This window comes from Clostridium sp. AF50-3 (genome assembly GCF_003477445.1).
In the GTDB taxonomy this organism is placed as follows: domain Bacteria; phylum Bacillota; class Clostridia; order Lachnospirales; family Lachnospiraceae; genus Otoolea; species Otoolea fessa.
Genome location: NZ_QUDH01000008.1, coordinates 97354 through 110098 on the forward strand (window position 1 = coordinate 97354; position 12745 = coordinate 110098).

General features: G+C 50.1%; 6 protein-coding genes. All 6 read left to right on the plus strand.

The genetic code is table 11. From position 1 onward, the window contains the following. Window positions 1-280 precede the first annotated feature (280 nt). The 6 genes from DW085_RS10685 (at window position 281) to DW085_RS10710 (ending at window position 12725) form a co-directional block, all read left to right on the plus strand. A complete protein-coding gene (locus tag DW085_RS10685; RefSeq protein WP_118492686.1) occupies window positions 281-7543 on the plus strand; it encodes a hypothetical protein in 7263 nt (2420 codons plus the stop codon). Next, the gene (locus tag DW085_RS10690) at window positions 7540-8850 is read left to right on the plus strand and encodes a hypothetical protein (RefSeq protein ID WP_118492688.1); all 1311 of its coding nucleotides are present in this window, start codon (window positions 7540-7542) and stop codon (window positions 8848-8850) included. Before DW085_RS10685 ends, DW085_RS10690 begins: the two co-directional genes overlap by 4 nt. A gap of 2 nt (window positions 8851-8852) precedes the next feature. Next, on the plus strand, window positions 8853-9833 hold the full coding sequence (locus DW085_RS10695; RefSeq protein WP_118492690.1) for a hypothetical protein: 981 nt from the start codon (window positions 8853-8855) through the stop codon (window positions 9831-9833). Between the two features lie 32 nt (window positions 9834-9865). Continuing rightward, complete coding sequence (locus DW085_RS10700) at window positions 9866-10270, plus strand: hypothetical protein (RefSeq protein WP_118492692.1); 405 nt, start codon at window positions 9866-9868, stop codon at window positions 10268-10270. Continuing rightward, complete coding sequence (locus DW085_RS19165) at window positions 10225-11853, plus strand: hypothetical protein (RefSeq protein WP_182430868.1); 1629 nt, start codon at window positions 10225-10227, stop codon at window positions 11851-11853. The genes DW085_RS10700 and DW085_RS19165 overlap by 46 nt, the downstream gene beginning before the upstream one ends. Before the next feature lie 491 nt (window positions 11854-12344). Continuing rightward, window positions 12345-12725, plus strand: a complete 381-nt coding sequence (locus DW085_RS10710) for a hypothetical protein (protein ID WP_118492694.1) — start codon at window positions 12345-12347, stop codon at window positions 12723-12725. The last annotated feature ends 20 nt before the right edge of the window (window positions 12726-12745 follow it).

Consider the following 12745-nt stretch of genomic DNA (forward strand, 5'->3'; position numbering starts at 1 on the left):
TTTTGCGGATAACACTTTTTGGTCATCTTTTTCCCATAAATGCGAAAAAATGGGCTGAAAAAAAGATACAGATAGTGAAAAATACAGATAACCAAAAGAAAATAGCGAAAATCGTAAGAAAAATTAAGAAAACAGGATGGCCGGAAAACCCGGACACAGAAACGTCACAATTTTTAAAAAGATGTAACATACTGAGGACAAGCCCGTGATCGCGGTATGCGAAGGGCGGTAATCCCCCGGGATGACCGGGAAATGTAAGAAAAAGAAAGGAGAACAAAAAGTGAGAAAGAATCAGAGATCACTGATGAAAAGATGTACCGTAGCGGTCGTATCTGTTTCAACCGTGCTCCCGAGCATCGCTCCGGCCATGACCGTCTTGGCGGATGAGCTGGACCAGGATGCAGATCTTGACGGATCCTCGGATGAATCCGATAAGAAATCTGCAGACGTGGACCAGGAACCCGATGAGGATGTCGAGGATGAAGTCGCCAAGAAGGCGACCAAATCAGAAGCCGATGACAAAACGGATGATGAGCTGAAAGTGGATGAAGACGGCAACCCGGAAGACGGCGACTTAAACGATGACATCAATGCATCCAACGCATCCAAAACGAAGGAAGAAATTCCGGACCAGACGCTGGATGACATCACGTTATCCGGAAAGGATTTCGGGGAGTATCCGGAATTCGGATCCGAAGATTTCGTGAAGTGGCTGTCCGAGGCATCCGATGAAGAAGTTGAGGCGTGGTATGCGGCAGCAGTCGTTGCAAAAAGCGAGAGCAAGGCAACCGATTCCGAAGCAACCCCGTCCGAATCCGAGGCAGAAGTGCCGGCGTTCGGAACAGACGCATTCTGGGCATGGCTGTATGAGGATGCTGCCGAGATGGTGGACGGCGAATGGCTGTATGACATGGATGCGATCTTAAGCTGGATGGTAAAAGCAGGCTATGAGAATGCCTATGATTTCATCCAGGAATTCTTCTTAAAAGATGCGGAACTGCATCCGCTCGACAGCTATCCGGAATTTGGTACTGCAGAGTTCTGGAGCTGGTTCATGTCCGCAAACGAACAGGACGTGAAAGCATGGCATGCAAGCATTAAAAAGGAAGATACAGAAGGGGCAACAGAAGAGCAGCTTGCTTCCTATGCATTATCCTTATGGAACGAGGATCAGTCCGATGTTTCTGAGGAGTTTAATACCTGGTTTGAGACAAACTGCGTGATTCGCAATGAAGATGGCGAGATCACAGGCTATCATTACGATGTGCTGTTAGACTGGATCTGCCATGTGGATTTTGAAACCGCATACGGTTTTCTGACAATGGCGGCAGAAGCCATGATGGTAATGCCGTTAAGCATCATCGGTTCCCTGTGGCCGGAAAATTATGGTGCGAACGGTAACGTATACAGCGATGGCAACGGTACAAAAGAGAACCCGTATACCATCGACAGCGTGGAGGACCTGCGCCAGTTCGCGGCCATGATCGCGCAGAACAAGGACACTTATAATAATGACGATGTCTACTACCGTATCAAGAACGGTACGTATGACTTAAATGGATGCTGGCTGCCGGTCGGCGGTGCCTTAAATGATGGCGGTACCCCGAATGCATTCCGCGCACATTTAGCCTGCGATGACAAAGTCGTTATCGAGAATTTCGGCACAAGAGCAAATACGGCTATCGGTGTCAGCGCGGACATGATCTCCAAGGTGACCATGCAGCAGCACTACGGCTTCTTCGCAAAGCTGGGTGCAGGCGCGACCGTAACCGGTCTGCATATCCAGACAAACGGAAATACCGTTTCTATCGGCAGGGAAGGCGGAAGCTATGTCGGACTGATCGCCGGTGAAGCAATCGACGCAGACATCAAGGACTGCTATGTCAGCGGATATGTAACAAACGCTTACGGTTACACTGGCGGTATCGTAGGATACGCTCATAGTTCCGACACATCCGACACCAACAGAGGCACCGTGATCGAAGACTGCCGCGCAGATGAGATCGCTGTATGGACCAGCAACCTTGCTCCGAACGGATACTGTGAGGGACACTCCGCAGTTGGCGGTATCGTAGGTTACGCAGCGAATACATCCATCCTGGATACAGTTGTGGATACAAACGCCGGCTCTGGAAACCATATCTATGGTAACAGCGCATTCGTCGGCGGTATCGCCGGTGTCATTAAAAATGCCAACGTGATCAACTCCCAGGTAGAATCCGGTCAGGTAGGATCCAATGAGTCTTACTCAGTCGGCGGACTGGTTGGCGGTTATAACGGCGGTAAAGTCCGTGTTGGCCGTTTCTCCGGTGACGTCATTGCACCGACCGGCGGATATAATTATTCCGCATGCTTCATCGGAAGCTCGATCCGCAATACAACCTTCACGTATGGCGAATACGGCGAAGTAGCATACCTGTTTGCTGACACCAAGGGTAAGGCGGACAAAGGTGTTCTCGGCGGAAAGCCGGCATCAGTAAGCGGAACATACGGAACCGACGCATACATCGGATATTGGCATGCAGGAGACAAGGGATACACTCTGGTTTCCGGAAATGTCGATCAGGATAGTGCGGATGGTGACTATTTCTATGAGCTGCTTGAAAACGGAATCCAGGCAACCACAAGAGCTGCGGGCAGTAACTCCGCAATGGACCCGAACCTCGCAACCATCAACCACTACACCTGTGACAGTTCAGGTAACCCGATCCGTGGATATCTGTTAACTACCGATAACCCGATCGTAGATGGTAAGATAGCATCCGAAATGACCGCGTATGTGCTCGGCAACAATTATCGTAAGCCGGCTACTTCCACACATCAGGTCGCATTCGCAGAAGGCGATGTTGTTTACGTGACCTTTGATGACAAGAAGGAGACCAATGCAGCAGGAGATACAGTCGGATTCTATAAGCTGAACGACGCAGTGGAACAGAACCCGTGGTATTCCCACAAGAACATCAACGGATTCCTGGAGGAAGAGGCAGTCAGCAAGGCGGGCATCAATAAATCCGGCGGCTATCACTTCAGCATGCCAGGAGCCGACACGACGATTGGTGCCGTATATAAGAAGAGCAGCGAGTCCGTGGAGATCCTCCCGAACCGCGTGGTATTCGATATCACCCAGATCCGTACCGGCACCAGAGAGCAGCCGACGATCGAATGGCGCGCAACTGCATATGACGCAGACCCGGACGTTTCTTCTGGAACAGCCAAGATCATCACAGATGGTAAGGGCAACAAATGGGAGAATATCTTGATCGCATCCCAGACCCAGGATGGCAAGCTGATCGTAAATGAAGCTGCCAAGTTCTGGATGACCAGCGCTACAAACGGTGCGGAGAATAAGACGTTTAACCTTAACTGGGCATTCTCAAATAACAGCACCGTATCCACCGATGGCGGAAACGGCCTGATTTACAATCTTGTCGCAGGAAACGGAAATACCGCAGCTCCGGCCGCATATTTCATGTTAAACCTGACGGATGCAGCTACGTCCGCGATCGCAAAACAGGCAAATCTGCTGGCCGCAAAGCAGATCCAGGACGGTTATAAGAACAGCATCACAACGGCTTCCCCGTACTGGTATCATTCCGTTGTAACCGCAACCGCACAGGTAGAGGATGCGAATGATCAGGCAAATCCTCCGATGGGTACTCTGGATGCAACCTTTAAGTTTAACATCGTGGATCAGACCCAGGTTGCCGTACAGGGCGTGGCATTAAATCACAATAACATCACCTACAACGTAGTCCGTACATTATCCGGTGACCGTAAGAATCCGGAAGTGAAGTATACGGTAAACGGAGAATCCGATGCGGCAGACGGCAGTGTTTCTGACCTGATCGCTACCTTTAACCCGGATTACTTCAGTAAGGATGATGTCAACTGGTACATCACAAAGACCGGACTGGAAGAAGACTTTGCTGCCATCAAGGGCCAGGTCGTTGAAAATGCGATCGGCAATGTTGATGACGGTACCTTAAATGTCAGCACCAGTGCGAACAGCTATAAGAATGCTTACGTAAACCTGAAGGGTATCTCCGAAAAGAGCGCGGACGGTAACGTGACCATCGCAGCATGGGCCGGTGATGAGGATGCGAAGTATACCACAAGAATGATCAAGAATCCGGGCGATGCGCATCAGTACCAGATGTTAGTGAAGGTAACTGCAAAGGATGCCTCCAAGAACACCGTAACCGACACCTGTCTGGTAACCGTAAACTTCCAGACGGAAGACAGAACCGAGATCATGCCGACTGAGGTGAAGATCAATGATAAGTCCAAGATCCAGGACTACAATATCTTCTATACCTTCAAAGGTGACCGTAACTCCGAGATTACAAAGAGAACCATCTCTTACGCAGGCGGAAAACAGGAGTATTTAACGGATGGTATCGGCGAAAAGCTGAGTGCAACCGTAACCAGCTATGGTGAGGAATATGACAGCTCCGATAACAACTACCAGCCATACGAAAATGGTGTCACATGGAGCATCGGCAGAGTAAATGCGGGTGATTCCTTAGATGTAAACGACGTGCTCCGTATCGACCAGGAGACTGGCCAGATCACGGTAAGAGGTTTTGACGACAGCACGGATGTGAACGCTGACGGATACTCTCCATGGGTTCAGAGCCTGATCGCAGCCAACAAGCTGAACGGCCGTACCGTAACGGTCCGCGTATACGCAACTTCCAAGAAGGATCACAGCGTTTATGATTACAGGGATATCAATATTACATTCAAGGCTTCTACTGCATTCTCCGAACAGCAGGAAGGCATGACCTTTGATATCGTGGAGACCAAAAACGTGGCCAAGACGGTTGACGGTACTTCCGTTGTGGAAAAGAGTACCTGGACCGGCATCGACAAGCAGGAATTCTCTGCAGCGTTAAGTGGTGTTGATGCAGCGCCGAGCGTATCCATTCAGGATGAAAATGGCAATGTGGTAAACGCAGGTTCCGCCATTAAATGGGAATCCACTCCGCAGTATGACCCGGATAACAAACAGACATTTGCATATCTGACTGTAAATACCGATTCCCAGTGGTTCTCCACCATCCGCAACAGCCGTGGCACGGATAATAAGGGAACCAAGCAGTTCAAGATCGTGGTTGAGTCTGCAAATGCTGACTCCAGACTGGAGATCCCGGTTACAGTAAATTACCGCTATGATGGTCTTGATATGACCGCAGAGCAGTTAAGAACATTACCGGCAGGCTTTGAAGCAACTCCGGACCACTACGATGTAGACACTCCGGCAGAAACTTACGATGTATCGAAGGGTGCCGTAAACGACCGCGATATCAACCTGAAGGTAGTTGTTACCCAGGGAAGTAAGAGCGAGAACGTGGAAGCGACCAAGAAGTGGTCCTACGGTATCGTAAAACTTGGTAATACCTATTACTCCGAGAATGGTGTTGCCGCAAACCAGGGTACTTATGAGCTGACCGGCGAGATCGCAAACTTTGCGAAGATCGACGAGAATGGTTACCTGGTACCGATCAAGGGTACATGGGAAGACCTGATCGCAGCGAATAAGACCAAGGGCCAGAAGACCGGTATGGTTACCTGCTACAAGCAGGAAGCTGGCAAGAGCAGGGTGGAAGACAGCTATAAGGTAACGATCGATTTCCGTTACGATATGGCTTACATCGACCAGCACGAGAAGACCTTCAATGTCGTTTACACGGACAATTCCTTCACCAACGACAAGAAGAACAACTGGACCGGTGACCAGACCACAGACCCGTTCAAGCTGACCGCACATTTCACAAACGAATTCGGCACAAGCGTAACTCCGGATTATGAATACGATCAGGATATCTTAAGTATTGACGCAGACGGCAATGTAACGCTGAAACGTGAGTGGATGCAGAAGATCATTGATAACGCGAAGGATTTCGGATCCGGTGTATTTACCGGCCAGAAGCAGGTAACTGTTACAGCCAGAGGTAATAACGGAACAACGGATACCTGCGTGATCACGATCAACTTCCGCTACGACCAGGCAAGACTGAATTCCAATACCGAGGAATACACGATCATCCGTACCCAGACGTCCAGAACCAATAATCCGTCCCATACCTGGAGCGAATTAAAGGATGGTACCGTGAAGGATATCGCTTCCAGAAAGCTGCAGGCGTCCATGCACTTAGCAGACGGCGCACAGACAACTGCTTACTGGAGTTCCGAGAATGAAGCTTACGTAACCGTAAACGATGACGGTGTCATCATGCCGGCAGTCGACCAGGCATGGCAGGATGCGGTGATCGCAAACGGAAAATACAAGGACAGCAGAACCGCAGCAATCAACGTGACGAACATTGATGAGACGGTAAAAGACAGCTGTAATGTAACCGTAAACTACATTTATGAAGACGTAGAACTTGAGAAGAATACTGCGGTTATGAATGTAAACCTGAAAGCAACCGGACTGCGTGATAACGCTACCTATGCGATCAGCGGACATACACTAAATAACCCGGCTACTATCCATTCCCATGATGCTGCAGAAACGGATATTGTTTACGAAGTTGAAGGCGATGCGGCTTCCTTCCTTGAAGTAGATGCAAACGGCAAGATCAGCCTGAAGCTGCCGAAAGATGGCAACGGCGATCTCTTAACCGGTTCCAACTTTAAGGCTGGCGCATCCAAGTTTATCCAGGATGCAATGACCCATCCGTATACCCAGGACGGACAGTTCGTATCCACCACAACTGCCACCGTGATCGCACGCAGTGCAGACGGACGTATGGCAGACCAGTGCAACCTGACCATCAATCTGACATACGAAGATATGCAGATGGACGAGAAGGAGCAGACACTGGATGTTACCATCAGCGCACTGAACCGTGAGCAGAAGCTCTATGATATCAGTAAGTTCGATGGACAGGTGGCATTCAGCAACCATTCCACAGACCCGAATGATACCGTAAGCTTTACTTCCAGCAGACCGGATATCTTAAAGGTAAATGCGGATGGTTCCTATGCACTCGTTGTTCCGGATTACGCAACAACCGGCTGGAAGGGTGAGACATTCCTGGCAGCCCGCAATGATTTCTTAAAGCAGGCAATGCTTGATGAGAACGCAGGTAAACCACAGAGCGTGGATGTCGTGATCACCGCGACCACCAAGTACAGCGGAATGCAGGATTCCATGACCGTTCATGTAAACCTTACTTACCGTACCGTAACCCTGGACAAGCATGTGGCAAACATGTCTGTTACCATGAACGCAAACGGAAGTGCGGACGATCCGACCTACTCCTTCACCGGAGACCTGGAACTGGATTTAAACAAGACGATCAACGACCCGAACCTGGACAACACAACTGCAAAATACACTTCCAGCAACCCGGATATCTTAGCAGTCGATGAAAACACCGGAAAGGTAACCTTCACACAGCCGAGATACCTGACCAATAAGGAGTTCAAGGCAGAACTTGAAAATGGCGGAAATAAATATGAATTTATTAAGGAAGCCTGCAGTATCCGTATCAGACAGATAAGGCAGACAGCCTCCGTACCCGCGATGTCGTGATCACGGTAAGGGATAACGCCGGACACGAGGATCAGTGTACCGTACATGTGACCCTGATGTATCAGAACCTGACGGTTGCTAATAAGGAAGTATCCGCGGATTACGTATTAAGGACCAAGGATCTGGCAAATGGTGTATACGAAGTGATCGGAAGCCCGGTTTCTGCAGCTGCAAACCTGCATTCCCCGACTCTGACATCCATTGAGTACGAGTCCAGTGACCCGAGCCTTGCAACTGTGGATGAAAACGGAATGGTAAGCGTTGTTGTTCCGAGGGACAGCAGTGGCAATCTCCTGACCGGTGACGCATTCAAGAACGCAGCAAACGAGATGTTCGCATCCGCTATGCAGCATCCGTACGACTTAAATGATGATGATCCGGCTGACGTAACAACCAGACAGGTTACCATCACTGCAAAGGCGAAAAACGCATCCGGCGATGTGGTCATGACTGATACCACAACCGTGACATTCAATACGATCTTTGAGAAGATGGAGCTGGCAGAGGACATTCAGGAACTGAATGTTAACGTAAAGGCTACCAACTTAACCAAGCGTGTATATGACATCACGGGATACACCGGCCAGATGGGATATAAGGTAAACTCCAAGACGGATAAGAATACGACTGCAAAATTCGAGCTTGTAAACCCGGAGGATGCTAAGATCATCACCTTAAACAGTGACGGTACTTATTCCTTAAATATTCCGGATAGAGAAACAACCCAGTGGACCGGTGAAGCATTCGAGAATGCTTTAAGCGACTGGATGAAGGAAGCCATGAAGCATCCGACCAGTTCCGCAAATCCGTATGTGACAACCGCCAAGATCCCGATCAGGGCAGTGTCCGAGTACGATGGATTATCCGACAGCGCTTACATTCAGGTGAACTTCACTTATGAGCAGGTCGAGATGACCGATCATGAGATGGATATGAACATCACCTTAAAGGCTACCGGCAATGCGGACGACCCGACCTATCAGCTGACCGGAACCAGTGCAAGCTTAAGGGGTATCATCAGTGCAGGCAGCATCGACAATAAGACTGTTTCCTTCACCTCCGGTGACGAGAACATCTTAAAGGTTGACGCAGCCGGCAACGTGACATTCAACTCCCCGTACTATATGGATCATGAGCATTTTGTAGAGCAGGCTTCTGACTTTATTAAAGATGCCATGAAACGCCCGTATATGCCGGGTACCGATGAATACGTACATGAAAAAGATGTCCTGATCACCGTGACTGACCAGAGCGGCCAGATGACGGACGAGTGCACCGTTCATGTAAAACTGACCTCGAGAACCTGACCATGAAGAAGAAGAACGTGGCTATGGATCTGACCCTTCGTGCGGAAGACTTGGAAGGCAAGAAGTTCAGCGTACTGGGTGACAGTGTATCTGCAGCTGCGAACTTAAATGTGAACGGCGGCGGCAAGCTGAAATACAGCGTCGTAGGCAGAAATGATCTGGTATCCGTAGATGAAGATGGCAATGTCTCCATTGTGCTCCCGGATTCCATGGAAGGAGACGACTTCCTGAACAATGCGAATGAGCAGTTAAAGGATGTCATGAACCATCCGTATAATCCGAATGATGATGACCCGCAGGATATTATTTCCCGCGAAGTTACGATCAAGGCTGAGAACGAAGACGGCACCATGTATGACACCTGCACCGTAAAGGTAAATCTCCTCTATGAGAAGATGCAGCTCAGCCCGGATGTACAGGAATTAAACGTTAAGATCAAGGCAACCAACCGTGAGAAGCGCGTATACGAGATCACGGGATATACAGGTAAGATGGATTACTCCATTTTCTCCAAATACCCGGATAACGATACCGCGACCTTCAGTCTGGCAACTGCCAGTGATGCTCAGATCCTGAACCTCAACAGCGACGGATCCTACTCCTTAATCGTACCGGATAAGGATGCAACCAACTGGACCGGTGACGCGTTTGACGCACAGGCAACCGCTTTCTTAAAGGAAGCAATGTCCCATCCGTCCACGCCGGAACATCCGTACACCACAACGAAAGATATCACCCTGAATGCGGTATCTGAGTACAACGATATGCGTGACAGCGCGATCGTCCGCATCAATGTGACCTACGAGGAAGTAGAACTGGATACCCATGAAGCAGACATGGACATCAAGTTAAAGGCAACCGGATATGCAGATGATCCGGTATACGAGCTGACCGGCACGAACCTCGATCTGTCCAGCATCATCCATTCTGCTGATTTAAACAACAAGAACGTTACCTTCAAGTCCAGCGACGAAGCATCTTAAAGGTAGACAACAAGGGCAAGGTAACCTTCAACATGCCGTATTATATGGATCAGAAGCAGTTCATGGAGCAGGCTTCCGACTTCATCAAGGATGCCATGAAGCGTCCGTACATGCCAGGTACCGATGAGTACAGACATGAAGCAGACGTCGTGATCACGGTATACGATGAGAGCGGACAGTTAGCAGACCAGTGTACGGTCCATGTAAAACTGACCTACGAGAACCTTGTCGCAAAACAGAAAGAAGTGACCATGAAGCTGAAGCTCCGCGCGAAGAACCTTGCCCGCAAGGAATTCGAAGTGGTCGGAGACCCGGTTTCCACGGCTGTTAATGTAAACTCCGATGTTTATACCAAGCAGTCTACACTTCTTCCGATAAGAATCTCCTTACCGTGGATGAGAACGGACAGGCATACATCACCCTGCCGGCGACCATGAGCGGTGACGGATTCGTAAATAACATCAACGGCTTCTTAAAGGATGCCATGCTGCATCCGTACGATAAGTCCGCTCCGTACACCAGCACGACCAGCGCAACCGTAACGGCTGCCACGGAAGATGGAACCATGAAGGATACCATCACCGTAAACTTCGAGCTGATCTATGAGAATACGGATATTACGGACAGTGCACGCACCATGGATGTGACCATCACCGGTACCGGCTCCAGCAGCAACCCGACATACACCCTGTCCGGCAATACTGCAGCACTGACCACGAAGCTTTACAACACCACAACGGATGAGCACGGACCGTTATATTCTTCCAGTGATCCGGGTATCCTGGCAGTCGATAACGCGGGCAAGCTGACCCTTGTCGCTCCGGCAAACCTGCAGGGAAGCGCATTCAGCGATCATCTGAATGCATTCTTAAAGGATGTACTGGCACATCCGTACACAACGGCAAATCCGTATGTGGCAACGAAAGTCGTAACCATCAAGGCAACCAACGGCGAGGGAGACCTTGCAGATGAAACACCGGTTACCATCCGCGTGAAGTACGTCAATAACACCTCCTCCTACAGCGGAGGCGGCGGGCACTCCGGCGGTGGCGGAGGCGGTGGCGGCGGAAGCCACAGTTCCGGCGGTGGTGGCGGAAAAGTCACAACCGGCGTCGGACCGAGCGGCTCCAAGACAACCACATCCAGCAGCCTGCCGACTTACGTTGTATCCGGCGGTACCTGGGCATTAAATGCGGCCGGTAAGTGGATCTATACCAACGGACGTACTTATACGGACGAGTGGGCAGCAGTCCATAATCCGTACGCAGATACTTCCAAGGGCCAGAAGGAATTTGACTGGTTCCACTTCGGTAAGGACAGTACCATGACAACCGGATGGTATACGGAAGCGGACGGTAATACGTACTACTTAAGCCCGATCTCGGACGGTACCCAGGGTCACATGCTGACCGGCTGGAACTGGATCGACGATAACGGCGACGGTATCTACGAGTATTACTACTTCGAGACCGAGTCCAACGGAACCCGCGGCAAGCTCTACAAGAACACCAATGTCGGCGGCTATATGGTCAACGGCAAGGGCCAGTACGTAGACGGAAACGGCCGCGTAGTGACCAAGACGGCAGCAGAGGTGGCAGCAGCCACGAAAGCAGCAAACGTACCGTCCTACGTTATCCAGGACGGAACCTGGCAGAAAGATGCGCAGGGCAGATGGACATTCGCAACGACCCGCCAGTTCAGAAACGAGTGGGCAGCTGTCTATAACCCGTACGCAGATACAGCTAAGGGACAGAGAGCATATGACTGGTTCTACTTTGGCGCAGACGGCGTCATGAAGACCGGTTGGTTCACCGACGGTAACGGCGATACCTATTACCTGAATCCATTATCCGATGGAACCCTGGGCCGTATGCTGACCGGCTGGAACTGGATCGACGCTGACGGAGACGGTAAGAGAGAATGCTATTATTTCGAGACCGAATCCAACGGCAAGCGCGGAAGACTCTATAAGAGCACGACCGTAAACGGCTTCAAGGTAAATGCGAAAGGCCAGTGGTAGATAACGCCGGCAACGTCAAATACCAGTAAGCATGACCAGACGTAACGGACCCGCCGGAAACGGCGGGACCGTGGCGCCGGTCCGGGCCTGCGCCCGTGAAAGTTTTGCGGATAATAAAAAATGGTCATCATCCGTTCATACGCACATCAAAAAATGACCAAAAAGTGTTATCCGCAAAAATTCAGGACAAAAGGCCAATATGGAAATATCCGACATACTGAAAACATGAGAACGGCGCAAAAAACATACTCCTTTCTTTTATATAGAGCCCCTCAAAGCGCGGGGCAGCGCCGGACCTCATGCATATATTCCCATTTTTTCTCAGCTCGTGGAAATCGAGTGAAAATATTTCCAAAAATACCGCGGAACTTCATCCTCTCCGCGGTATTTTTATGTTCGGAAAAATTATTGAAGATTCCGGTCACAGAAAAGACACAAATCAGAAAGATGCGACATACTGAACAAAGACACGAAGAGAAAGGAGAAAAGCTATGCGTGTAACAAAACCAGACAGTTTGGAACGCCGGACTGGCATACGATCACTTCCGCAGCGCGGACTATGTGTATTGTTAGCCGGTTTCATGGCATTCCAGAATGTGGTGCCAAGTCTCGGCACGATGAGTGCCTATGCCGTGTCTACACAAAAGCCGGTCAACCCAGACGGAACAACGCCGAACGGGAATAAACCGCAGGATACGATCCATACGGAAGAAGTGTATGTCAACGATACACCGCTGCGTCTGCAGGTATCCAAAGTAAAGACGGCACAGGGAGCACATGAGGGGCTGAACCCGAAAACGGTGGAAAGCACCCTCGCGGATACGATCACCTATAAAGTATCCGGCCGTATTGAAGGGGCGGAAAATGCCTGATCAAGCAGTACGGGGAAAAC

Coding starts and splice junctions, on each gene's coding strand:
- DW085_RS10695 (WP_118492690.1), top strand. CDS start 8,853: ATGAAGAAGAAGAACGTGGCTATGGATCTGACCCTTCGTGCGGAAGAC.
- DW085_RS10700 (WP_118492692.1), top strand. CDS start 9,866: ATGCCGTATTATATGGATCAGAAGCAGTTCATGGAGCAGGCTTCCGAC.
- DW085_RS10710 (WP_118492694.1), top strand. CDS start 12,345: ATGCGTGTAACAAAACCAGACAGTTTGGAACGCCGGACTGGCATACGA.